The sequence below is a fragment of the Streptomyces sp. NPDC052109 genome, from assembly GCF_040680195.1.
GTDB lineage: Bacteria > Actinomycetota > Actinomycetes > Streptomycetales > Streptomycetaceae > Streptomyces.
Window position 1 is genome coordinate 46,351 of record NZ_JBFAWF010000035.1, and the last position, 22,077, is coordinate 68,427.

21 protein-coding genes and 2 pseudogenes are annotated in these 22,077 nt (G+C 68.7%); 15 read left to right on the plus strand and 8 right to left on the minus strand.

Going from position 1 to position 22,077, the window contains the following annotated elements; translation table 11 throughout:
* Positions 1-239: 239 nt before the first annotated feature.
* Positions 240-434: a hypothetical protein gene (locus tag AB0L59_RS39600; protein ID WP_365592301.1), complete on the plus strand. Its 195-nt coding sequence runs from the start codon at positions 240-242 to the stop codon at positions 432-434.
* A gap of 256 nt (positions 435-690) precedes the next feature.
* On the opposite strand, the gene AB0L59_RS39605 is transcribed toward AB0L59_RS39600, so the two are convergent.
* Positions 691-1,140 carry an ATP-binding protein gene (locus AB0L59_RS39605; RefSeq protein WP_365592303.1) on the minus strand — a complete coding sequence of 150 codons (450 nt, stop codon included), beginning with the start codon at positions 1,138-1,140 and terminating at the stop codon, positions 691-693.
* 366 nt (positions 1,141-1,506) lie between these two features.
* Here AB0L59_RS39605 and AB0L59_RS39610 point away from each other — a divergent pair, with 366 nt between their 5' ends.
* From AB0L59_RS39610 to AB0L59_RS39625, 4 genes are all read left to right on the plus strand, one after another.
* Positions 1,507-2,238 (plus strand): GAF and ANTAR domain-containing protein, encoded by a 732-nt coding sequence (locus tag AB0L59_RS39610; RefSeq protein ID WP_365592306.1) that lies wholly within the window; start codon positions 1,507-1,509, stop codon positions 2,236-2,238.
* Positions 2,239-2,722: 484 nt separating this feature from the next.
* Positions 2,723-3,067 (plus strand): MerR family transcriptional regulator, encoded by a 345-nt coding sequence (locus tag AB0L59_RS39615; RefSeq protein WP_365592309.1) that lies wholly within the window; start codon positions 2,723-2,725, stop codon positions 3,065-3,067.
* Positions 3,068-3,334: 267 nt separating this feature from the next.
* Positions 3,335-3,541, plus strand: coding sequence for a cold-shock protein (locus AB0L59_RS39620; protein WP_365592312.1), 207 nt, complete (start codon positions 3,335-3,337; stop codon positions 3,539-3,541).
* Positions 3,542-3,870: 329 nt separating this feature from the next.
* The gene (locus AB0L59_RS39625; protein WP_365592315.1) at positions 3,871-4,191 is read left to right on the plus strand and encodes a WhiB family transcriptional regulator; all 321 of its coding nucleotides are present in this window, start codon (positions 3,871-3,873) and stop codon (positions 4,189-4,191) included.
* Positions 4,192-4,276: 85 nt separating this feature from the next.
* On the opposite strand, the gene AB0L59_RS39630 is transcribed toward AB0L59_RS39625, so the two are convergent.
* Positions 4,277-4,450 carry a hypothetical protein gene (locus AB0L59_RS39630; protein ID WP_365592318.1) on the minus strand — a complete coding sequence of 58 codons (174 nt, stop codon included), beginning with the start codon at positions 4,448-4,450 and terminating at the stop codon, positions 4,277-4,279.
* A gap of 6 nt (positions 4,451-4,456) precedes the next feature.
* Here AB0L59_RS39630 and AB0L59_RS39635 point away from each other — a divergent pair, with 6 nt between their 5' ends.
* The 3 genes and pseudogenes from AB0L59_RS39635 to AB0L59_RS39645 all read left to right on the plus strand — a co-directional run bounded on the left by AB0L59_RS39635 (position 4,457) and on the right by AB0L59_RS39645 (position 5,731).
* Positions 4,457-4,816 (plus strand): transposase family protein, encoded by a 360-nt coding sequence (locus AB0L59_RS39635; RefSeq protein WP_365592354.1) that lies wholly within the window; start codon positions 4,457-4,459, stop codon positions 4,814-4,816.
* Positions 4,816-4,971: pseudogene (locus AB0L59_RS39640) on the plus strand (transposase); the annotation flags it as partial. The gene AB0L59_RS39635 and the pseudogene AB0L59_RS39640, both read left to right, overlap by 1 nt.
* Positions 4,972-5,005: 34 nt before the next feature.
* On the plus strand, positions 5,006-5,731 hold the full coding sequence (locus AB0L59_RS39645) for a helix-turn-helix domain-containing protein (RefSeq protein WP_365592357.1): 726 nt from the start codon (positions 5,006-5,008) through the stop codon (positions 5,729-5,731).
* Positions 5,732-5,762: 31 nt separating this feature from the next.
* Here the strand turns inward: AB0L59_RS39645 and AB0L59_RS39650 are convergent, their stop codons facing one another.
* The gene (locus AB0L59_RS39650; protein WP_365592320.1) at positions 5,763-6,413 is read right to left on the minus strand and encodes a tetratricopeptide repeat protein; all 651 of its coding nucleotides are present in this window, start codon (positions 6,411-6,413) and stop codon (positions 5,763-5,765) included.
* A gap of 436 nt (positions 6,414-6,849) precedes the next feature.
* Here AB0L59_RS39650 and AB0L59_RS39655 point away from each other — a divergent pair, with 436 nt between their 5' ends.
* Complete coding sequence (locus AB0L59_RS39655; RefSeq protein WP_365592323.1) at positions 6,850-7,539, plus strand: HAD-IA family hydrolase; 690 nt, start codon at positions 6,850-6,852, stop codon at positions 7,537-7,539.
* A 672-nt stretch (positions 7,540-8,211) separates the two neighbouring features.
* Positions 8,212-8,697: a VOC family protein gene (locus tag AB0L59_RS39660; RefSeq protein ID WP_365592326.1), complete on the plus strand. Its 486-nt coding sequence runs from the start codon at positions 8,212-8,214 to the stop codon at positions 8,695-8,697.
* Between the two features lie 84 nt (positions 8,698-8,781).
* On the opposite strand, the pseudogene AB0L59_RS39665 reads toward AB0L59_RS39660, so the two are convergent.
* Positions 8,782-9,055: pseudogene (locus AB0L59_RS39665) on the minus strand (IS701 family transposase); the annotation flags it as partial.
* Between the two features lie 225 nt (positions 9,056-9,280).
* Positions 9,281-9,454, minus strand: coding sequence for a CsbD family protein (locus AB0L59_RS39670; RefSeq protein ID WP_365592329.1), 174 nt, complete (start codon positions 9,452-9,454; stop codon positions 9,281-9,283).
* A 138-nt stretch (positions 9,455-9,592) separates the two neighbouring features.
* Between AB0L59_RS39670 and AB0L59_RS39675 the strand changes: the two genes are divergently transcribed.
* Together AB0L59_RS39675 and AB0L59_RS39680 are read left to right on the plus strand one after the other, a co-directional pair.
* Positions 9,593-9,763 carry a hydrophobic protein gene (locus tag AB0L59_RS39675; protein ID WP_365592332.1) on the plus strand — a complete coding sequence of 57 codons (171 nt, stop codon included), beginning with the start codon at positions 9,593-9,595 and terminating at the stop codon, positions 9,761-9,763.
* Positions 9,764-9,831: 68 nt separating this feature from the next.
* Entirely contained in the window at positions 9,832-9,978 is a 147-nt protein-coding gene (locus AB0L59_RS39680; protein WP_365592334.1) for a hypothetical protein, read from the plus strand.
* A gap of 283 nt (positions 9,979-10,261) precedes the next feature.
* Here AB0L59_RS39680 and AB0L59_RS39685 read toward each other — a convergent pair whose 3' ends face one another.
* Both AB0L59_RS39685 and AB0L59_RS39690 read right to left on the minus strand, forming a co-directional pair.
* The gene (locus tag AB0L59_RS39685; protein ID WP_365592337.1) at positions 10,262-12,700 is read right to left on the minus strand and encodes a SpoIIE family protein phosphatase; all 2,439 of its coding nucleotides are present in this window, start codon (positions 12,698-12,700) and stop codon (positions 10,262-10,264) included.
* 120 nt (positions 12,701-12,820) lie between these two features.
* The gene (locus AB0L59_RS39690; RefSeq protein WP_365592340.1) at positions 12,821-15,262 is read right to left on the minus strand and encodes a SpoIIE family protein phosphatase; all 2,442 of its coding nucleotides are present in this window, start codon (positions 15,260-15,262) and stop codon (positions 12,821-12,823) included.
* A 207-nt stretch (positions 15,263-15,469) separates the two neighbouring features.
* On the opposite strand from AB0L59_RS39690, the gene AB0L59_RS39695 reads away from it, so the two are divergent.
* Entirely contained in the window at positions 15,470-16,108 is a 639-nt protein-coding gene (locus AB0L59_RS39695) for a TetR/AcrR family transcriptional regulator (protein ID WP_365592360.1), read from the plus strand.
* 663 nt (positions 16,109-16,771) lie between these two features.
* Here the strand turns inward: AB0L59_RS39695 and AB0L59_RS39700 are convergent.
* On the minus strand, positions 16,772-17,419 hold the full coding sequence (locus AB0L59_RS39700; protein ID WP_365592342.1) for a TetR family transcriptional regulator: 648 nt from the start codon (positions 17,417-17,419) through the stop codon (positions 16,772-16,774).
* Positions 17,420-17,556: 137 nt separating this feature from the next.
* On the opposite strand from AB0L59_RS39700, the gene AB0L59_RS39705 reads away from it, so the two are divergent.
* Together AB0L59_RS39705 and AB0L59_RS39710 are read left to right on the plus strand one after the other, a co-directional pair.
* Positions 17,557-20,775 (plus strand): cytochrome P450, encoded by a 3,219-nt coding sequence (locus tag AB0L59_RS39705; RefSeq protein ID WP_365592345.1) that lies wholly within the window; start codon positions 17,557-17,559, stop codon positions 20,773-20,775.
* A gap of 92 nt (positions 20,776-20,867) precedes the next feature.
* Positions 20,868-21,914, plus strand: a complete 1,047-nt coding sequence (locus tag AB0L59_RS39710; protein WP_365592348.1) for a zinc-binding dehydrogenase — start codon at positions 20,868-20,870, stop codon at positions 21,912-21,914.
* Positions 21,915-22,077: the final 163 nt, after the last annotated feature.

A 22,077-nucleotide genomic window follows, 5' to 3' on the forward strand; every position in this document is an offset into this window, starting at 1 on the left:
TATGTTCCACCCCGCGCCTTCATAACCGGCCTGTATGAGGCCGCGTCAGGCATCCATGCCGATGGCGCGGCGATCGCAGTCCGACGACTCGGCCAGGTGTGACGGCGAGACGCATCGCCACTCAACTTGCGCCTGCCACGTGTGATGCCGCCGAAGGTGTAGGACAGGTCCAGGCCGTTGGTGAGATTGGGCGATCTCCGTAGGCGTTGCAGCCGACGGCTTTCGGAGGTGGCACTGCCATGGATATGGATGTCCTCGCGACCGGCTCGAACGGTGCCTGGATGGCGGCTGACGAGTACCTGACGATGGTGGCGCGGGTGCTCGCAGCACGCGGATACTGCGCCCTGCCAGAGGTCCCTGATCATCTGTGGGTGCGGGCGGGGCAGGACGGTGCGGAGTCGCCACGCGGGACGCCGCAGGACGGACGCCTTTGACTCCTTTGCGGGGAGCGTGTCCTTCCCGGCGCCCTGGGATCGGGCGGTTCGCACGGGCCGACGATCAATGGTGGCGCGCCGGGGCCGTCCAGGGCTCCGATTGGGCCGGCCGGGGCCTCCGGACGGCGGATGCCGCTGGTGCCGCCGAACAGGGCAGGTCAGCGACTGAGCGCCCACTGCGCGGAGTGACGAGAGGGGCTTCGGCGGGCGCTGCACAGTGGCCGAGGCCGATCCCGTCTGCGCGACGTCCGGCAGGTCAGGCGGTGGGCCCGGGCATACGGAGGTGGGCAGTCACCTGTTTGCCGTGGTCGTGCGCGATGGTGTGGAACGTGTCGCAGAGGCGTGTGATCAGGTGCAGGCCGTGCCCGCCGATGCGGTGAGGGTCGGGGGTGAGCAGGCGCGGCGGCCGCGGTGAGCTGTCTCGGACGGTGATCCGCAGCAGGGTGTGGTCGAGCGACAGTTCCAGTAGGAGCGCCCCAGGGCCGGGCGCATGGCGCAGAGCGTCGGTGACAAGTTCGCTGACGACGATCTGAGCGTCCTGGCCCGGCTGGTGGCTGGGGTCGTGCCCTGCGTATGAGAGCAGCGAGCGTACGGCACGGCGGGCGTCGGCAATGGATGTCCCTTCGTGGCCCCAGACAGTGCCATACCGTGGGGGCGCCGCCGGGTGCTGCTCATCCGTCGCCTGATTCCTAAGCGGGATGACCATTAACTTTCCTGTGAGTCGGATCGGCGTTCTCTTACTGATTGTTCTCGGTTGTCGTTCCCGCTTACCCCCTGTGCCCGAGCTCATGGGGTTGACCCGTGTCACTGCCCTCCAGGCATTCCGCATTCTCGATGCCGAAAAGCGCGATGGCGCCGTGGGCACCAAGGAGCTGGTGAATCGGTGGCTGCAACGGGCCTCGCAGAGGGAGCCCGCGGCCCTGGGCGGCGTGCCGCTGCTGAGCCCTGACCAAGGCCTGTGCCGTTCCACACGGTGGCGGCCATGCCGAAACACCGCGTTCAGCGGGTACCAGCACAGAGGGCTCCGACCCTCCGACCTACCGAAGACCCAAACCGTGGGAGGTGACAGACGGTGGATCGGCTCGACGGCAATCAGCCCGCGCTCGACATGATTGACTGGCTGCTTGAGACCGCCTCCGTACGCGATTTCCTGCAGCACCTCGTGGATGACGCTGTCAGCAGCTCGGGCGCGAACGGCTGCGGCGTGACGCTGCAGCGGCGCCATCGGCCGCTGACCGTGGTGAGCACCGGGGAAGTGGCGGACAAGCTGGACGAGAAGCAGTACGGCCAGGACGACGGCCCCTGCCTCCAGGCCCTGCGCACTGGCGAAGTCGTGCACGTGCCGGACACGTTGCGGGAAAGCCGCTGGGGTTCCTATCCGTCTTTCGCGGCGGATCTGGGCATTCGCTCCTCGCTGTCCCTGCCGATACCGGTGGGGTCGCACACCGCCGGCGCGCTGAACTTCTACGCTGCCGATCCGGACGCCTTCACACTGAAGGACCGGCAGACGCTGGCGTCGTCCGCCGCCCAGGCCGGCGGCGCCATTGCGTTGGCGCAGCGACTGGCCGACAGTGAGGACTTCACCCGCGACCTGCAGACCGCCCTCGCCTCCCGCCGTGTCATCGACCAGGCCATCGGCAGCGTCATGCAGCAATGCAAGTGCACCGAAGAAGAGGCGTTCGACCTGCTGCGCCGGCTGTCACAACAGACCAACCTCAAGCTTCGCGACGTCTGTACGCGTCTTCTCACCGACCTCGCCGGCCAACCACCGGCACCGCGGCAACCGCTGCGGCCACGACCGTGACAGACGCAACCCGGGGCAGCACTGTTTCGGCCGTACGGGTCACAGAAGACCCCTTGCTGACCATGAAGAAAATCTGTCGTGGCCGTAGTAGACATTGGCCCGTGGTGGGGCTACTGTTATGTCGTACTCAGGAAGTCGAAGTGAGTACGGCAGACATGAACTGCCGTACAGCACGTCAAGCACAACACGGCCCCGCAAGGGTCGTGAGCGGTACCCGAAGTACACCGAACAACCCAAGGTAAGGAGCGGAACGCCATCAGGATCGCCCGGGCGCGGAAGGAAGTCCGCCCGGGTACCGCAGGCCCCGGATTGGAAGGTGGTCCCCGGTCACGCATACGCGATCCCCGCAGCCCCGCCCTCCCAGGCGGAACCTGTGGACACAAAGGGCCGGCGCTGTGCGCCGGTAGATGGTGTTGAAAGCTCGGGGCCCGGGTGCCGATCATGGCACCCGGGCCCCCCGACGTGTCCCCGAAAGAAGAGGTCTATGCCACCTGTCAGCGCCCGACCCGTCGACAATCTCGACGATGACGACTACCCCGCCTACACCATGGGCCGGGCCGCCGAAATGCTCGCCACCACCCCCGCCTTCCTCCGCGCCCTCGGCGAGCACCGCCTGATCACGCCCCTGCGTTCCGAAGGTGGCCACCGCCGCTACTCCCGCTACCAGCTGCGCATCGCCGCCCGCGCCCGCGAACTCGTCGACCAGGGCACCCCCATCGAGGCCGCCTGCCGCATCATCATCCTCGAGGACCAGCTCGAAGAAGCCCAGCGCATCAACGAGCAACTGCGCACGCAAGGCCGCGAGTCGCAGCCGAAGACCTCAGAGTGATCAGGATCTCGATCAGCTCACTGCGCCGCAGGCGCTGGTCCCCGGGGCAGATGGCGTGGCTGCACCAGGGAGAGAGAAGGCCGGCCGGCCGATGGCTGCGTTTCTCTCTGGCGTCGGCCGAATGCGGCGTGTAGCGTCGCGGGTGGTTGTACTGGTTCGCCGTTCCTGCCCGCGCCGCCAGGTGCGGGCGTTTTGGTATACGGCGCGGCCAGGGCAGTCGCTGTGGGTCTGCACGGTGTGGACCCGGCTCGATCGAGAGGTATACGCATGGCCAGCGGGACCGTGAAGTGGTTCAACGCCGAGAAGGGCTTCGGTTTCATTCAGCAGGACGGCGGGGGCCCGGACGTCTTCGCGCACTACTCCAACATCAACTCTTCGGGCTTCCGTGAGCTGCAGGAAGGCCAGGCCGTGACCTTCGACGTCACGCAGGGACAGAAGGGCCCGCAGGCGGAGAACATCACGATCGTCGGTTGAGCCGACGCCGGATCGGTGGCGTCCGGAGCCCGCTTCGGACGCCTCGGCTGTCCGGGGCGACGTTCCCCCACGACGCCTTCCCATGTCCGCCGATGATCACCCAAGTCTCGGTGCGGCCTGGTCCGTCGTATGGCACGGTGACGATGACCAGGCCGCTGCGTGGCGTGTGACCGACTGACTGCGGCGTCACCGGTCAGCCACAGGACACCCGAGAGGATTGCCGCTCCATAACGGGGTTATCCGCCTCATGCGGTCGCCGAATGGTCTGCGCGACCGCGTCGTCGACTGGGCAGAGACGACGGGCCGGCATGGGGAGAGGACGGTATCGGGTGATCGCGGATGGAGAATGGGGCGCGTACGCGGCATGCCGTGGAACCGCCCCGGACGAACTGTTCGTCGAAGGTGCAGCACAAAACCATGCGAAGGCCGTCTGCAGCGGCTGCCCGGTGAGCACGGAATGCCTGGCCTTCGCCCTCGACCGCCGCATCGAGCACGGCATCTGGGGAGGAATGACAGAGCGGGAACGTCGTGCCCTGTTGCGCCGGCGGCCTACCGTGACGTCCTGGCGAAGCCTGCTCGAAGCGGCCCGCGCAGAGCACATACGCCGCGCATGCTCGGTCGCCAACCAGGAGTCCGCGGCGTATCTCTGAGCCCGACCGGCCCGGACCCGCTTGACCAGGCCTGGCCTGTCTGTAAGCACTGGTTTTGGGGTCTGGCACAGGTTCCGTGAGCCGGTCACGGGTTGTAGTTGTTGATCTTCTTGCGGTGGGTGCGGAAGTCGCCCTGAAGTCGTTCCTCGTCCGGGTGGCACGGCCGACGTTCGGTGGCCGTGAACGAAGTGTAGTCCCGGCTCCAGGAGTTGTTGTTCCCGTCGGTCCCGGCGTCGCCGTCGTGGCCATCGATGCGCACGGCGAGGTGATACGCGTCGAGGCCCGGTGCACACCCGCCGGGGCCGCCTGTCCCGACTGCGCCCACTGGACGGAACGGGTCGACAGCTCCTACCTGCGGTTTCCGGCAGATCTGCCCGCTGCCGGGCGACGAGCACAGCTCGCGTTACGGGTTCGGCGGTTCTTCTGCACGGCCTCGGCCTGCGGCCGGCGGACGTTCGCGGAGCAGCTGCCGGGGCTGACCCGCCGCCACGGCCGGGTCACCGAGAGGCTGCACCGGGCGATGGGTGAGATCGGGCCGGCCCTGGCGGGCCGGGCCGGGCCGGTGCCCGCCTCGCCGGGGCCATGGGCATCGCGACCAGCCGCACCACGCTGCTGCGGCGTGTGATGGACCTGCCCGACCCGGCAGCGACGCAGCCCCGCGCCGTCGGCGTGGACGACTTCGCTCTCCGGCGCGGCCACGTCTACGGAACGGTCGTGATCGACGCCGAGACCCACCGGGTCCTGGACCTGCTGCCCGAACGCGACGCCGCCACCCTCGCCCCCATGGCTCGCGGCCCACCCCGCAATCGAAGTCATCTGCCGCGACCGCGCCGGCGCCTACGCCGAGGCCGCCGACACTGCCGCACCCCAAGCCCTCCAGGTCGCCGACCGGTTCCACCTCTGGCAGAACCTCACCGCCGTGGTCGAGAAAACGGTCGCCGACCATCGCTCCTGCCTGCGCGACCTCCCGCCGATTACGCCGGAACCCGAGCCCGCATGGGAGACTCCCGCCAGGGCGGCCTCCGGTCACGAGGCCCAAACGGACGACCCGACCGGCAAGTTCACCGAACCGGCCCGCGCCCACCACGCCCTCGTCCACGATCTCCTCGCCCAGGGCATGGGCATTCGCCGCATCGCCCGCCACCTGGGCTGCGGACGGCACACCGTCCAGCGGTACGCCCGCGCCGCACGCTGGCAGGACATGGTCAAGGGCCGCAAGCTACAACTCCCCACCAGACTTGACCCGTTCAAGCCCTACCTGACCCAACGCTGGGCCGAAACCGAAGGGAACGTGACCATCCTCGACCTCCACCGGGAGATCACCGAACGTGGCTTCCGCAACCACTACTCCACCGTCCGCGACTGGATCCGGCGCGACCTGCCCCAGCGGGAAGGTCTCACGCCCGCCCCGCCACCGCCGTCCGTACGGCAGGTGGCCGGCTGGCTCACCCGACACCCCGCCACCCTGACCGAAGAGGAGAAACTGCACCACAAGGCCGTGCTCGACCGCTGCCCGGAGCGAGAATCAAACGCTCACTAAGGCCGCCGGGGAGGAAAATCCTCAGATTTTCTCACACCAATTCGAGCCTTTCGCGTGCTCCCGTCACCCAACGCATGACGCCGTTGGAGTCGGTGCTCTCGGCCAGCTCTGCAGCCTCTTTGAGCAATGCGGCCGCCTCGTACCGCTGATTCTGCTCGACAGCGAACTCGGCAAGCGCAATCAGATTTGCCGCCACCCCCGGCAGGAACCCGAGCTCGCGACGCAGACGCGTGGACTCCTCGAAGTGCGCTCGTGCTGCATCCAGCCGTCCGGCCATGTGCTCCGCGAAACCAAGGTGCCGAAGGACGTAGGACTTAGTCAGCCGGTCGTCCGCCTGGGCGGCGAGATCAAGAGCGCGAGTGAAGGAGGGCAAGGCGGTCTCCGTGTCATCGCGCACAACCTGGTGGAAGGTACCGACCCAGAACAACGCCTCCCCCTCACCCCGCGCATCGCCGAGCCGCCGGTACAGCTCTGCTGCCCGCCCGAACAGCTCCAACTCCCGCGCGTCCTCAGCCCGCTCCTCCAGGAAGCGGGCGTGAAGAAGACGGCCACGGGCCAGGGCAAGGTCTGCCTCGACCGCATCGAGGCCCTGGTCGGCAGTGGCCAACGCAGAACTGTCACCGCCGAAGACGGCGCGCTCGTAGAGAAGTTCGGCCTGCTCGATTCGCGTATCCGCAGTCATACGGCGATCGTACGATCACCAGCATCCTCTGGGACGGCCATTTCAACGCCCTTGTGACCCGCGTCCCACTCCTTCGAGATCGCGTTCCCCCTCGCGTAACACTACGTAGTCGGCTCACGGAACTTGTGCCAGACCCTGGTTTCGTCTCCAGTGCACGGAGTTGTTTTGGTCCCAGTGGCGGGTCGCAGGGGGCGTGTGGCGGTGTGATTCACGCCCCTGTAGCAAGGTGATTTGGCCCCACTTCGATCGGGTGGTTCCGCCGGCCGGGGTGGGGGGTGTTGACGGTAGTTTAGAAGCCTCGGTGGACCTCCGCCAGCGCCCCCGACAAGTGCGTGGAGGGTTGCCGACCCGGCTCGACGCAGGTCGCGGACCGCCCGGTGAATCTTGATCGTCTTGGGCTTGCGGCCGGCTCGTCGGCGCCGCCAGGATCGGCTGCATGATCAAGGGCGTGATGTTCGACTTCTCCGGGACCCTCTTCCGGATCGAATCGGCCGCGCAGTGGCTGCGCGCGGTGGCAACGAAGGCCGGTCTGGACGTGCCCGAGGGTGAACTCGACGCGTGCGTCAGCCGGCTGGAAGAGTTCGGGGCTCAGCCTGGAGGGGTTCCTCCGCGCACAGTGCCGCCCCATCTGGAGGCACTGTGGCGGGAGCGCGATCTGACCGCCGAACGACACCGGGCTGCCTTCACAGCACTTACCCGGGAAGCGAAGCTGCCTGCGGCTGACCTGGCCGAGGCCCTGTATGAACGTTCCCAAGTGTCCGGGGCATGGCTGCCTTATCCCGACACCGAGGAAACCCTGCGCGCCCTGCGCGGGCGAGGCATCCCGGTCGCTGTCGTCAGCAACATCGGCTGGGACATGCGCCCTGTCTTCCGCGACCACGGTGTCGATGACCTCGTGGATGCCTACTTCCTCTCCTTCGAGTGCGGGGTGAAGAAGCCCGATCCCCGGATCTTCCAGATGGCGTGCAACAAGCTGGGAGTGGCGCCCGGCGATGCACTCATGGTGGGAGACGAGCCTGTTGCGGACGTCGGAGCTGCCACGCTGGGGTGCCGGGTCCACCTAGTCGATCCCTTGCCCGTCGACCAGCGTCCCGGCGCGCTGGCCGAGGTGCTCCAGCTCCTCTGACGTGCCCGATCGGGGCGATTCGGCGCGATGTTGAGGGCCCGGCGACCGAACGCCGTCCAGTCCTCGGGCTCGATACCGCGCAAACGTACCCGGTTACCGGTCCGGAACGAAGTCATCCCCTGTCCGATCACGCCGCACGATGCGATGCACAGGCCCTCCTGACCCGGGCCTGAACTGTCTCGTCATACCGGTGGAGCCAGATCGACTTGGTACGTCAGGGGAGCCCCGAAACGCTGGTGCGCTGGTGCCCAAAGAAGTGCTTACAAACAGCCTGGCCCCCTAAGGGGGCGCAGTTGGAGGTGGCGCGCCGCGCTGGGCGCCGCGCAGCCTGACGGGGCGCCGGGGCCCGACCCCGGCGCAGGGCGTCCCGCGCCGGGGGGAGTTGGCGATGCGGCGTACTCGACCGAGCCGCAGCCGGCCTGTCGTGCGCCCTGGCCAACACTCCAGATGTAGCTCGTGGTCTCCATGCCTGATGTGCTCAACGCTTCTGCTGAGGGATGAGCACTCGAGTCGGCGAGCTGTGCCTTCCGATGGACAGGGGAGGGCATGCAGGTGCTCTGCAGGCAGGACGTGCAGGGCCACATCGACGATTGACCTCAACCAAACTTGAGCTTCTAGGTTCCTTCCAGAGCCGCAGGAACCGACCAGCGGCGCCTTTCAAGGAGGTTCGCCGTGACCGAGCGCACAGACCACATCGAGATCCCCGACCGCTACCGCTATGCCGTGATCCCGCACATCATGGTCGACGACGCCGCCGCGGCGATCGATTTCTACCAGCGGGCGTTCGGCGCCCGTGAGGACTTCAGGATCGACGCTCCGGGCGGCAGGATTCTGCACGCCGAGATCACCATCGGACGGTCGGCCCTGATGCTGGGCGACGCCAGCGTGGACGAGGCGGAGGCCGCCTCCTTCGCCGCGCCGACCTCGCTCGGCGGAGGTACGTCCGTGACGCTGCACGTCTTCGTGCCGGACGTCGACAGCCTGGCGAAGCGCGCAGAAGCCGCCGGCGCTGAGATCCTCCAGCCGCCGAAGGACATGTTCCACGGTGACCGCACTGTCATCCTCAAGGACCCTTCAGGTCACATGTGGGTATTTCTGACCCACGTGGAGGACGTCTCGCAGGAGGAGCTTCGGCGCCGCCTGGCCACCGCCGGGTGACTGGACCCCGTGCGCGCGCTGGTCCGGACCGCATACCGAGCGCCGTACCTGGCGGAACGCGCCGACCGAACCGCTCGGTCGTCCCTGGGCTGCTTGCCACCGGTAATGGCCGGCCCGCGATGGCCTGGTGGCGACGTCGCCAGTGGGACCAGCTGAGCCGGTGATCCGCGTCGTGGACGGGCTGGACAACGGGTGTGATGAACAGGCGCTGAATCTCGTCGCAGGTGAGCGGGATCAGTTCACCTGGCCCGGAATGGCGGGCGTGTTCGTCGGCGCGAACGACGGCGAGGAAGGCGTGGGCGCGGGTGACCCAGCGGCTCCAGGAGGGGTAGCGGCGGACCTGGTGCGCGAGCAGGCTACGGCGAGCACGCTTCGTAAATCCACACAACTCACGATGATCATCAGTGCCCGCACCCGTTCTCGAACCGCCCCCCCAGCGAGATCACGATCTACAGCTGGAGTACTGATGCCGGTTCGCATTTCCTGAGCCGGAACAGTACTCCGCACGCCGGGCGAAACGGCAAAGAGGTCTTCCCGCTCCAGTCCGGGAAGACCTCTTTCGGCTCTCGAGGAAGTAGGCGCGTCAGTGCTTGAACGCGTCCTTTGCCTTTTCCTTTGCCTCCCGGGCGTCACCCTTGCTCTTCTGCGCCTGTCCCTCGGCGGCCATGCGGTCGTTACCGATCGCGCTTCCCAGGGTCTCCTTGGCCTTGCCCTCGGCCTGCTCGGTCTTCGCCTTGGCCTTCTCGCCGGCAGTCATGGAACATGCCTCCTCATCGTTTCTGGGCCGCTGTCGCGGTAACCCGCTGGTGCCCCGGCGGTCCCTCCATAAACAAGGCGCCGTCCGGGAGTGTGGGAGGAATTCCAGGGCATCCGCAGGGCCAGGAGGTTGATAACTATGGTTCCGTTGCTGCTCGTTCTTCTTCTCGCCCTAGTCCTTTTCGGCGCAGGCTTCGCCATCAAGATCCTCTGGTGGGTGGCCGTCGCCGTTCTGGTGCTGTGGCTTCTCGGCTTCGTCATGCGCTCCACGACAGCCGGTGGTGGCCGTGGTCGCTGGTATCGATGGTGAGCTGACCACAGGCGCTGCTCCGCAGGGTCCCGGCCGTAAGGCGGGCGGGACCCTGCACGCGTGCCGGCATGCGGGCGGACGTGCGGGCCATCGTCGTGGCCGCGCTGACGGCCGGCCGCCGGCGCGGCACGAGTGACCGGCCCGGCAGGCTGGCAGAGGTCGTCTTCGACTGCCTGCTCCCTCGCCACACCAACGCCGACGGGAACAAGGCATGAGGTGGCCGGCTCGGCGCTCCGGAGATCACTACACGCGCTGAAATTCCCCCAGTCGCTCACTACTCGCCACCTTCGCCAGACCTGGTCGCGAATCGAACCGCCCTCCCGGGCTACCGCGCGACGCCTGATCCTGACGAATCGCCCGCGAACCGGAGCGCTGAACTCGCTTCGGGGGGCCGATGGCGGACGCCTCGGCCAGGCCCATCGACGCGGCGCTCCCGATGCGTGACGGGCCCGCCTCGTTGTCGGCTTGCGTACCTGCACGCCGTGGACAGATCTTCTGTCAGCCGGTGCACTCGAGGCGCTGCTCGGACCAGATCGTCTTGCGGTTCTGGCCATGGCGGCACCCCCAGCGCTCGGCGAGTTGGGCGACGAGGAACAGGCCGCGGCCTCCCTCGTCGGTGATGTGGGCGCGACGCAGGCGAGGCTGGGTGCTGCTGGCGTCGGTCACCTCGCAGACCAGGACGTTGTGGCGGATCAGCCGCAGCTCGGCCGGCGCGCGACCGTAGCGAAGCGCATTGGTGACCAGCTCACTGACGATGAGTTCGGTGGAGAAGAGCAGGTCGTCGTCCAGCCCCCACACGGCGAGTTGGCGAACCGTCCATTCCCGGGCCTTGGAGACGGCGGCAGGATCGGCCGGAATCTCCCAGTGAGCGGTGTCCTCCGCCGGTACGGCGCGGGTGCGTGCCAACAGGAGGGCTGCGTCGTCACGCCGTTCGTCATCGACGAGGTCGGCAAGAAGGGCCTGGCCGGTTTCGTCCAGAGCGCACCCTGGGCGACAGGAGGTGGCGAGCTTGCCCGCCAGGCGACGGAACCCCTCCTCGACGTCGTCTTCGCCCTGTTCGACCAGGCCGTCGGTGTAGAGGGCGAGGACGCTGGTCGGTTCCAGGTCGATGGTGGTGGTCTCGTACGGTATCCCGCTGACGGCGAGTGGTGGTCCCGGTGAGATTCCGACGGCATGTGTGGTGCCGTCGGGGTGCACCAGTACAGGTGGCGGGTGCCCGGCACTGGCCATGGCGCAGCGGCGGGTGACGGGGTCGTAGACCGCGTACAGGCAGGTGGCGCCGATGGTGTCGTCGTCGCCGGGTGGAGCCTCGGCGGCGAGGCGCTGGACCAGGTCTGCGATCCGGGTCAGCAGCTCGTCCGGTTCGAGTTCGAGGTCCGCGAGCGTCTGGATGGCGGCGCGCAGGCGGCCCATGGTGGCGCTGGCTGCCATGCCGTGGCCGACGACGTCCCCGGCGACCAGGGCGAGTCGCAGGGAGGGCAGGGCGATGGCGTCGTACCAGTCACCGCTGATCTCCGATCCGCCGCCTGCGGGCAGATAGACGCCGGCGGTCTCGGCCGCCGGCGTGTCGGTCGTCGCAGGGGGGAGGAGGCGCTGCTGCAGCGCCACTGCCGCCCTGTGCTCGCGTGTGTACCGGCGGGCGTTGTCGATGGCCAGGGCACCCCTGGAGGCGATCTGCGCCATGAGATCCAGCTCGTCCTCGGCGAACGGGTCGGATCGGCCGCAGCGCCAGACCGATATGGCGCCGAGCGTGAGACCGCGGGCGTGCAGCGGTGCCACCATCACCGAGTGGCAATCCTCGGGGATGTGGAAGTCGGTCAGCTGGGGATCGCCGAGCAGGGCACCGTAGTCCTCGGCGCTGATGATGAAGGTGTTGCCGTGCTGGAAGCTCCGCAGGAAAGGGTTGTCGGGGAAAGGCGGAATGAGGCTGCCGTGCCGGACGCGCGCGGGCCACACCACGGCGGTCGGCGCCAGGGCTGCGTTGCGCAGGTGAAGGTCCCCACCGCCCAGGCGCTTCGAGGGCTCCTCGCCGTCGAACACGGCCTGCGCGAGGTCGACTGCGGCGAGATCCCCGAAGACGGGCACGAGAACGTCCGCGAGGTCCTGCGCCGTACGCGCGACGTCCAAAGATTCCCCGACATGCTCGGCCACGTCACGGGTGAGATCCAGATGCCGGCGAGCACGAAGATGGTCGGTGCCGTCGATGTACAGGGCTGCCACGCCCGTGGGACGCCCCAGCGCGTCCTCCAGGCGGAAGGCGGACAGTGACAGCGCTCGTGGCCGTTGCGGATCGCGCCGCCAGCTCACCTGCTGGTTGATCCGGGCCACCGGGGTGCCGGTCTCCAGCACCCGACGCAGTACGGTCCGGAGGTTCTCGGCGTCCTCCGCGCAGAGCACGTCGCCCAGCCGTGTGCCGGGCTGCACCGGACAGCCGTCGATCGGACCCGGAGTGGCGTTCGTCTGCACGATGGTGAGCTCGGTGTCGTGCAGAGCGATGGTGATCCGGTCCTGTGTGTACAGTGCGCGCAAGAGCGCTGCGCCGTGGACGTGGTCAGCGACATGGTGGGCGGGCGCCGCAACGACGAGGAACTCCGCCGGGCCCTCCACCCTCGTGCTCCGGAAGGTGACATCGATGGTGTCGCCGCACTGGTGCCGCAGCCGTACCCGGCCGGAGGCCGGCATCCGAGTCGCCCTGCGCAGTTCGTCGGGAAGTTCGGCGACGAGTTCCCTCACGTGTCGGCCGCACACCTCCTCGGCGCTGAACCCGGTGAGGTCCCTTGCCGTCGCGGTCCACCGCAGCACGGTGCCCCGCTCGTCGACCACGGCGGCCGCGAGGCGGTCGCATGGGGAGGGCTTGGGTTGATGGCCGTCGTCGGTGGTGTCCTCCGTCTCGTCGAGGGTGCGCGAGCAGGGATCGGCGGTGTTCTCGATGCCCATGTTTCTTACTTTCTGATGAGTGCCTCTAGCGGAACGGATCGGCATCGCCCTGCGGCGCCGGCTCGGAGGATCACGGATTGCTTGGCGGGGAGCGGGTGGGGAGCGGGTAGGGGGAGCGCATCACGCCGCGGCGGCTGAGGAGGGCAGGTCCTGTTCGGCCCACACGACCTTGCCGTCCGCCGAGGCACGGGAGCCCCACCTACGGGACAGCTGCGCGACGAGGGGGAGGCCGCGGCCCCTTTCGTCTTCGGCGCCGGGTCGGCGGATGCTTGGCCGACAGGCGTTGGTATCACTGACTTCGCAGGTCAGGACTCGGTGCTGGATGAGCCGTAGGCGGCTGGGACCCTCGCCGTAGCGGATGGCGTTGGTGACCAGCTCACTGACGATCACCTCCATCGTGGCGACGAGATGATCAAGTCCCCATTCGCTGAGCTGACGGGCCGCCGCCTGCCGTGCGGTGCGGGCCGCTGTCGGCTCGTTGGGCAGCTCCCAGGAGGCGACCCGGGCCTGTTCGAGTGCGTGGGTCCGGGCCAGCAGCAAGGTGACGTCGTCGGCCGCGTCCTTGCTCGGCAAGGTGTCCATCACCAGCGAGCACAGGTCCTCCAGGGAGGCTCCCGGCTGCGCGAGTGCGGTGCCCAGGCGGCACAGGCCCACGTCGATGTCCTGATCGCGTGATTCGATCAGCCCGTCGGTGTAGAGCGCGAGCAGGCTGCCCTCGGGCAGTTCCAGTTCCACGGACTCGAAGGGGACCAGCCCGAGGCCTAGGCCGAGCGGGGCTCCCGTGGGCAGGTCGGGGAAGGAGACCTTGCCGAGCGGGTCGACGATCGCGGGTGGCGGATGCCCGGCCCTGGACATCGTGCACCGTCGGGTGACGGGGTCGTAGACGGCGTACAGACAGGTGGCGCCGACCACCGGGGCGTCGACGTCTTCCTCGGTCTGCCGCCGAACCGTGTCGTCCAGGTGCGCCAACAGCTCGTCGGGAGGCAGGTCCAGGTCCGCCAGCGTGCGGACGGCGGTGCGGAGTCTGCCCATGGTCGCCGCGGCGTTGATGCCGTGTCCGACCACGTCTCCGACGACGAGGGCCACTCGGGCGCCCGGCAGCGGGATGACGTCGAACCAGTCACCGCCCACGCCATGGTCCAGGTCGGCCGGCACGTAGCGCGAGGCGACCTCGACGGCGACACCGCCCTGCACATGGTGGGGGAGGAGGTCGCGTTGCAGCGTGAGAGCAGCGGCGCGTTCGCGCGCGTAGTGCAGAGCGTTCTCCAGGGAGAGCGCGGCCCGGTTGACAAGCTCTTCGGCAAGGAGCAGGTCGTCCTCCCGGAACGGCCTCTGTTCCTCGGAGCGGCCGAACAGCGCCAGCCCCAGCACGTTCTGCCGTGCACGGATGGGTACCACCATCAGGGAATGGACACCGGTCTCCAGCATCTTCCGCGTCCGCGCCGGGTCGTGGTCGACCCACGGGCCCGATCCGGTGTCCAGCACCGATTCCAGGTACGACCTGCCCGTGCGCAGTGCGGTGGCGAACAGCGATGTCGGGAAGGGGCGGATCGCCTCCGCGCGCACCCACGGCAACTCCAGGACACCCCGGTCGATCGAAGCCAGACCTGCGCGGCGCAGCAGTGGTGGGCGGCTCGTCGCGCTGAGCTTCGGCGATGGCTCCACACCGAGCGAGACCGACTCCACCAGGTCGACGAAGGCGTGGTCGGCGAGCAGAGGCACCGCGAGCTCGGCCAGCTCCTGCCCGGTCTGCATGACGTCGAGGGTGCTGCCGATGCGCGTGCTGGCCTCGCTGATGATGTCGAGACGCTCGCGCACCCGCCTGTTGCCGGTGACATCCACGGTTATGGAGCACACGCCCAGTGCAGTGCCGTCCGCGTCTTGGAGGCAGAAGAACGAGGACGAGAACGCGCGCTCGCGGCGCCGGTCCGTCGTCGGCCACGCCCGGTACTCATGGACCATGCTGGTGCCGTTCTCCAGCACCTGCCGCATCACCACCTCGAGCGCCTCGGCCTCGAAAGCGGGCAGCGAGTCCTTCAGGCGGTGTCCGATCCGTCGCTCACGAGGGATCCCGTCATGCCGCTCCATGGCCTCGTTCACCCAGGTGCAGCGTAGTTGCGGGTCATGCACGGCTATGCCGATGGGCGCATCTCCGTGCAGCAACTGGTGTACGCGTTCGCTGCTGGACCCGGGGGACACCGTGCGTGTGCCGGCCGCCGAGACCAACCACCTGGTGGCGTTCAGTCCCCGCAGCGTCGAGATCCGCAGATTCATGTCCGACGTGCTGCCGTCACGGTGGCGCACCGTCACGGCGGCCGACCGGTCAACCTCGGGACGGCACCCCTCGGCCAACGCCGAAACCCCGAGGGTGAGTTCCGGCGACGGGATCACATGAGCAAGGGAACGGCCCACCATCTCGGCGGCCGAGTAGCCGAGGAACTGCTGGGCGGCTTCCGTCCACCCCAGCACGGTCCCCTGGGCGTCAAGCATCGCCATGGCCGCGTCAGGCGTCTCGCGCCAGCCTGTGTGCCTGGCGATCGGAGTCTCGGCGGTTGTCGTCATGGCGGTTCATCCCATCGGGTGTGGCGCGGCCGGTTGGCCCATTTCTGATGAAAGCATCAGTCATGGTGGAAGAATCGTCAATATCGGTCATATGTGATGGAAGTGTCACATCCCTCTCGGTGTGCCGCATCCGGATGGGCAAGGCGGGCAGCCGGGTCAGGGGTGATATGATGAATTCATCAGGACTGGTGCTGTCGTTCATTGGACATGCCGATGTCAGCCTCAACCAGCAATCGATTCGAACGTCGCCGCTTCGAGACCCGGCAGGCGCTCGTCCGCGCCGCCCGGCAGATCCTGGCCGAGTCCGGTGACACCGGTGCCAGCATCCGCTCCATCGCGGACCGCGCGGATGTGGGCCTCGGCTCCTTCTACAACCACTTCGCGACCAAGGGGGAGCTTTTCGACGCCGCGGTAGCCGATGCGCTGGAAGAGTACGCCGAGGCCGTCGAGGCGCGGCTGGGCGGGCTCGAAGATCCCGCAGAACGCGTGGCCGGAGGCGTCCGGCTCAGCGCCCGCATGGCGGCCTCACGCCCGCAGATCGTGTGGATCTTGTGCCACAGCGGGCTCGGCCGTATCCATGCCGGCCGTGGACTGCTCATCCTTCATTCCCGGCGCGACGTGGAGCAGGGCATCGCCTCGGGTCGATTCGTCGTGACGGACCCGGTCGTAGCCCTGTCTGCCCTGAACGCCAGTCTTCTGGCCCTTCTGGAGTTGTGGTTCACCCAACCCGAGGTCGACGGCGACCAGGTCGCAGGCGCGATGGCCGAGATGCTCCTGCGTATGCTCGGCGTTCCTTTGGACGAAGCGCGCAGACTGGCCCGGCGGCCACTGCCTGGTGCGGCATGAAGAGCGTTCCGCCGGTATGGAGGCAGTCCTCGGCCAGGCGTGCCGTGTCCAGGTGGGGGAGCGGCGTGCCGAGCGCGGCCTGGCCTGCAAGGCGGCCGAGGGGCCCCCTGACCGACGCGCTGGTCAAGGTGTACGGACGGGCATCGGCGGCGTACCCGCCGCGGTGGACGCACCGATCGTCTTGCTGAACGTGCGTGAGGCGCGTTGAAGGCCGGGCATCGACAACGCCCCCACGCCACTGATCAGGTCTGTACACCGATGCCGTGATCGAGGTCTTCGGCGAATCCGTCCGACGGCATGTGACTGTGTACGTCGTCGGCGTTCCTGCAGGACGCTCGGGGATCGACGCTCGTCCACGGGTCATGGAGCATGGCGGCGCGGGGGCCGGGCCGTGGGAGAGTCCCGACGGATCCGGTACGCCGGAAGGAAGCGAGACGTCGGTCGCGCTCGCCCGGTCCGCCGCTCCGGGCGGGGTGAGTGCCGGTAGCGGTCGAGCGACTCGGCCATGTCGACGGTGGCGGCGGCGGTGCCCCTCCCTGGTAGCCGCAGACCACCGCTGGACGGCGCACCTGCACACGCCGACCGACCTGACGTCGAGTCAGCGGGCCTGGCGGTGGCATCGCAGCAGCGGGCGCCAGGCCTCGCGGCGCCGTCTCCTTTCCGTCACGCACCCTTGAGGATCCGCGCGACATGGCTCTCCACACCGACGATCGCCGCGTCCAGCGCACAGCTGAACATCGTGTCGACCCTGTCGTCCGGCAGCGGGAGCGAGTCCTCCCCGTCCGATGCCGGCGGCAGAGTGGTCCACCGTTCCAGTGCTCCGGTCAGTTCGCTGACCAGCAAACCCGTGAACACGGCGCACAGCGTTGCGGCCACCCGCCGGATCTCCGGCACCGGCAGTTTCGCGGCGGCCAGGATGTCGATGAGCCCCTGCCAGAAGGGATCCTCCGGCTGGATGTAGTCGGGACGCGCGAACGAGTAGACCATCAGTTTCGGATGGCGGCGCGACAGTTCACGGAAGTCCAGGGCAAGGTCGCGCAGGCGGTCCTGCCAGGGGATGTCCTCCCGTTCCCCGGCGCGGAACTGTGAGCCGACGCGTTGGGCCACGCCGCGCAGCAGGGCGTCCTTGTTGGGTACGTGGTGGTACAGCGACATCGGGTTCGCGTCCAGCGCCGCCGCGAGTTTGCGCATGGTGAGTGCCTCGACCCCGTCGGCGTCGATGAGCTGCAACGCCATGGCGTAGATGCCGTCCTTGGTGAGCGGTACGTCCCTCTTCCTCGTGCCCCGGGGGGCCCTCCGTTGAATTTCCATACGACGTATGGTACCACTGGAGCCAGTTCCGTACGGTGTATGGAAACGGGGGAGTCGCCGTTTTGACGGCCCCCTGCCCAACGGCGTCCTTCCCGCGGCCCCACACGCCCTTGCCCGACCCCTCATAGGAGCAAGCCATGACCACGCATTCCGTGAACGATCTACGCCCCATCCGGTCTCCGCGCGGAATTCCGATCCTCGGCAACACGCCGCAGATCCCCGACACCAACCCGGGTGCGTACATCGCCGAGCTCTCCAAGCAGTTCCCCGAGGGCATCTTCAGCATGGACATCGCCGGCCAGGAGAACGTCTTCGTCTCCGACCCGGACCTGGTCACCGAGGTCTGCGACGAGACCCGTTTCGGCAAGCCGATCTTCGCACCGCTGACTCACGTCCGGGACTACACCGGCGCGGGCCTGTTCACGGCCGCCGACGACGAAGAGGTCTGGGGGATGGCGCACCGGATCCTCATGCCGGCCTTCAGCCAGCGGGCCATGAAGGGCTATTTCGGGCAGATGCTGGAGATCGCCCAGAACCTGGTGGGCAAGTGGGAGCGCCGGCAAGGCCGGCCGGTCAACATCACGGACGACTACACCCGGCTCACACTGGACACGATCGCCCTGTCCGGGTTCGGCTACCGGTTCGACTCCTTCACCAAGGAGCAGTTGCACCCGTTCCTCAACGCGTTGCTGGAGTCGCTGATCGAGTCGATGCGGCGCTCGCAGGAGCTGCCGATGATGACCAGGATGCGCAAGGCGGACGACAAGAAGTACCGCGGGAACATCCAGCTGATGCGGGACCTGGTCGACAGCGTGATCAAGGAACGCCGGCAGGGGAAGTCCAGCGGTGAGGACGACCTGCTGGGTCTGATGCTCCAGGCCACCGACCCCGAGACCGGCAGGCCACTGGACGACGAGAACGTCCGTGACCAGGTGGTGACGTTCCTGATCGCCGGTCACGAGACCACCAGTGGTCTGCTGTCCTTCGCCACGTACTCGCTGATGCGCAATCCGCACGTGCTGGCCCAGGCCTACGCCGAGGTGGACCGGGTGCTGCCCGGTGACACGGTGCCGGACTACGACACGATCATGAAGCTGGATGTCATCCCGCGCATCCTTGAGGAGACCCTGCGCCTGTGGGCCCCGATCCCGCAGATCATGAAGGCGCCGCACGAGGACACCGTCATCGGCTGCCGCTACCGGCTGAAGCAGGGCACGAAGACGGTCCTGCTGATGGGCCCGCTGCACACGCACCCCAACGCATGGGACAACCCACTCGAGTTCGACATCGACCGGTGGCTGCCGGAGAACCGGGAGCGGCACCACCCGCACGCCTACAAGCCGTTCGGCAACGGCCGCCGTGCCTGCATCGGCCGCCAGTTCGCGCTCACCGAGGCACGCCTGGCCCTGGCGCTGGTGCTGCAGAAGTTCAAGTTCTCCGACACGGCCGACTACAAGATGGACGTCAAGGAGGCGCTGACGCGCAAGCCCGGCGGTTTCGAGCTCATCGTCCGTCCCCGGCAGGGACACGAGCGGGCCGTCTTCGGCGCCGCGGACGTGCGGACGGAGGACACGCAGGCGCCTGCCGCGGTCAGCGGTGTCGGAGTGAACCTGACCGTCGCCTACGGCTCCAGCCTGGGCAGCAGCGAGGACCTGGCGCGCACGATCGCCGACCGCAGCGAGCGCTCCGGCTTCGGCACCACCCTGATGAGCCTGGACGACCTGGGAGACAACCTCCCCACGGAAGGCCTGCTCGTCGTCGTCGCCGCAAGTTACAACGGAAAGGCACCTGACAATGCCCAGCGCTTCGACGACCTGATCGCCGTGGGGCTACCCCAGGGCTCCCTGTCGAATGTGCGGTTCGCGCTGCTGGGCACCGGCAACACCCAGTGGGTGGCGACCTACCAGGCCTTCCCGAAGCGGATCGAGGAGGCGCTCCTGGCCGCCGGCGCCGCGCCGGTCGTGGAGCGGGGTGCGGCGGACGCCGCCGGAGACTTCGACGGCATGGCCTCCCGCTGGATGGACACGCTGTGGGCCACCCTGGCCGAGGAGTACGCCGCCGACACCTCCGAGGCGACCGGCCCGCGCTACCAGGTCCAGCTGCTCACCGAGGCCGACGTGCGTCCCGCGATCGTCTCCGAGCAGGCGTACCCGCTGACCGTGGTCGCCAACGAGGAACTGGTCGGCGACCCGACCGGTCTGTGGGACTTCAGCATCGAGCCGCCGCGGCCGTCCGCGAAGTCCATCACCGTGGAGCTGCCGGAGGGTGTCACCTACGACACCGGCAACCACCTGGCGGTCTTCGCCAAGAACGACCCCGCCCTGGTCTACCGCGCGCTGGCACGGCTCGGCGTCGACTACGACCAGGTACTCCGGCTCGACCAGCCCGGCGGCGGCCGCACCCACCTGCCGGTCGGCGTCCCCGTCACCACCGGCCTGCTGCTCAGCGAGTTCCTGGAACTGCAGGACGTGGCCACCCGCGCCCAGGTGAAGGCTCTGGCAGAGCACACCCCCTGTCCGTGGACCCGGCCGCAGCTGGAGACTTACACGGCCGACACGGAGGAGGCCGAGGAGCTCTACCGGAAGGAGATCCTCGGCAAGCGGGTCTCGGTGCTGGGCCTGCTGGAGCGCTTCCCGGCCATCGAGCTGCCACTGGCGGTCTTCCTGGAGATGATGGGCCCGATCCGCCCCCGCTTCTACTCCATCTCCTCCGCCGCGCCGGCCGACCCGCGCCACGTACGCCTGACCGTCGGCCTGCTGGAGGGCCCGGCCCTGTCCGGCAACGGCCAGTACCGCGGCCTGTGCTCGTCCTACATCGCGGGCCTGAAGCCGGGCGACGTCTTCTACGGCTACGTGCGTGTGCCCTCCCCGACGTTCGCCCCGCCCGCCGACCCCGCCACTCCGCTCGTCCTCATCGGTCCCGGCACCGGCATCGCGCCGCTGCGCGGCTTCCTGGAGGAGCGTGCCTGGCAGCACGCCAACGGCACGCAGGTCGGCCTGTCCCAGGTCTTCGTCGGCTGCCGGCACCCGGAGCACGACTACTTCTACCGGCAGGAGATGCAGGACTGGGAGCGGGCAGGGATCGCCCAGGTGCACACCGCCTTCTCCGCGGTGACCGGCCACCCGGCCCGGTTCGTGCAGGACGCCATCGCGGGCGCAGCCGACACGGTGTGGCAGGCCATCCAGGACGGCGCGTACATCTACGTCTGCGGGGACGGCCGGCGCATGGCACCCGCCGTACGCGAGGCGCTTGCCGCCATCCACCGAAAGCACACCGGCAGCGACGACGAGGCCGCCCAGCAGTGGCTCGCCCAGCTCGAAGCGGACGAGCGCTACCAGCAGGACGTCTTCGCCTGACCCCCGGACGCCGGGAGGCGTGCGGCCCTCCTGACACCCCGCACGCCTCCCGGCAATCACTCACCCGACTGCGCCGAGAACAGAGGATCACCATGGACACCATGCTCGCCGGACGCTTCCACGTGGACACGAAGAAGTTCCTCGTGGAGGAGGTACCCGTCCCCGAGCCCGGCCCCGGCGAGGTACTCGTCGAGGTGAAGGCCGCCGGCGTCTGCCTCTCCGACGTCCACCTCATCGACGGATCTCTCGCCCCGCTGTTCCTCTCCTCCGACGCGGTCACCGTCGGCCACGAGGTCTCCGGTGTGGTCCACACCTTGGGCCCCGGCCTCAAGCGTGGACTGACCCCCGGCACCCGCGTCACCATTGAGGCCGGCAAGGCCTGCGGCCAGTGCGAGGGTTGCGTGCGCCGCCGGCCGTGCACCGAGGTCCGTACCGCCGGCATCGACTACGACGGTGGCTGGGCCCAGTACATGGTCACCCCCGAGGAGACCGTCGTCCCCATCCCCGACAACCTCCCGTTCGACCAGGCCGCGATCATCCCCGACGCGGTCTCCACCCCGTACGCCGCCGTCGCGGCCACCGCGGGCGTGCGGCCCGCCCAGTCCGTCGGCGTGTGGGGGGTGGGCGGGGTCGGCGCCCACAACGTACGCCTGGCCCGGCTGGTCGGCGCCGCACCGATCATCGCGGTGGACCCGCTGCCCGGCGCGCGCGAGCGTGCCCTGGCCTTCGGTGCGGACGTCGCGCTCGACCCGGCCGCACCCGACTTCGCGGAGCAGGTCCGTGCGGCCACCGCCGGGAAGGGCCTGGACTTCGCCTTCGACTGTGCCGGTGTCGCCCCGGTCCGCGAGCAGGCCGCCTCCGTGCTCGGCCCGGGCGGCTGCCTGATCCTCGTCGGCATCACACCCGAGCCGCTGACCATCACCGAGGGCCTGACCTTCAACTACCTGCAGAAGCAGGTCCGCGGCCACTACGGTGCCACCCCGGAGGGCGTCGCCGAACTGGTCCAGCTGGCCTCCAGCGGCCGACTCGACCTGGCCCCCTCCATCACCGACCACATCCCGCTCGCCGAAGCCGCGGACGCGGTCAACCGTCTGGAGCACGAGATCGGCGATCCGATCCGTCTCATCCTCGTCCCCTGATACCTCCACACACGCTCGTCAAGACCACCTCTGGGCAGGGGTGAGTGGGGGGCGGGGGGGGTGGGGGGGGCGGCGCCCCCGCGGGGTAGGCACGACCCAGCGAGGGCCGCCGCGGGGCCCCGCCCCCAAAAACCGAGGCCCGGACGGCGAGCTCGGGATAGAG

Bases quoted from the DNA above. Each gene is read 5' to 3' on its own strand.
- AB0L59_RS39600 (WP_365592301.1), top strand. From the start codon at position 240: ATGGATATGGATGTCCTCGCGACCGGCTCGAACGGTGCCTGGATGGCG.
- AB0L59_RS39605 (WP_365592303.1), bottom strand. From the start codon at position 1,140: ATGGTCATCCCGCTTAGGAATCAGGCGACGGATGAGCAGCACCCGGCG.
- AB0L59_RS39615 (WP_365592309.1), top strand. From the start codon at position 2,723: ATGCCACCTGTCAGCGCCCGACCCGTCGACAATCTCGACGATGACGAC.
- AB0L59_RS39620 (WP_365592312.1), top strand. From the start codon at position 3,335: ATGGCCAGCGGGACCGTGAAGTGGTTCAACGCCGAGAAGGGCTTCGGT.
- AB0L59_RS39650 (WP_365592320.1), bottom strand. From the start codon at position 6,413: ATGACTGCGGATACGCGAATCGAGCAGGCCGAACTTCTCTACGAGCGC.
- AB0L59_RS39655 (WP_365592323.1), top strand. From the start codon at position 6,850: ATGATCAAGGGCGTGATGTTCGACTTCTCCGGGACCCTCTTCCGGATC.
- AB0L59_RS39670 (WP_365592329.1), bottom strand. From the start codon at position 9,454: ATGACTGCCGGCGAGAAGGCCAAGGCGAAGACCGAGCAGGCCGAGGGC.
- AB0L59_RS39675 (WP_365592332.1), top strand. From the start codon at position 9,593: ATGGTTCCGTTGCTGCTCGTTCTTCTTCTCGCCCTAGTCCTTTTCGGC.
- AB0L59_RS39680 (WP_365592334.1), top strand. From the start codon at position 9,832: ATGCGGGCGGACGTGCGGGCCATCGTCGTGGCCGCGCTGACGGCCGGC.
- AB0L59_RS39685 (WP_365592337.1), bottom strand. From the start codon at position 12,700: ATGGGCATCGAGAACACCGCCGATCCCTGCTCGCGCACCCTCGACGAG.
- AB0L59_RS39690 (WP_365592340.1), bottom strand. From the start codon at position 15,262: ATGACGACAACCGCCGAGACTCCGATCGCCAGGCACACAGGCTGGCGC.
- AB0L59_RS39695 (WP_365592360.1), top strand. From the start codon at position 15,470: ATGCCGATGTCAGCCTCAACCAGCAATCGATTCGAACGTCGCCGCTTC.
- AB0L59_RS39700 (WP_365592342.1), bottom strand. From the start codon at position 17,419: ATGGAAATTCAACGGAGGGCCCCCCGGGGCACGAGGAAGAGGGACGTA.
- AB0L59_RS39705 (WP_365592345.1), top strand. From the start codon at position 17,557: ATGACCACGCATTCCGTGAACGATCTACGCCCCATCCGGTCTCCGCGC.
- AB0L59_RS39710 (WP_365592348.1), top strand. From the start codon at position 20,868: ATGGACACCATGCTCGCCGGACGCTTCCACGTGGACACGAAGAAGTTC.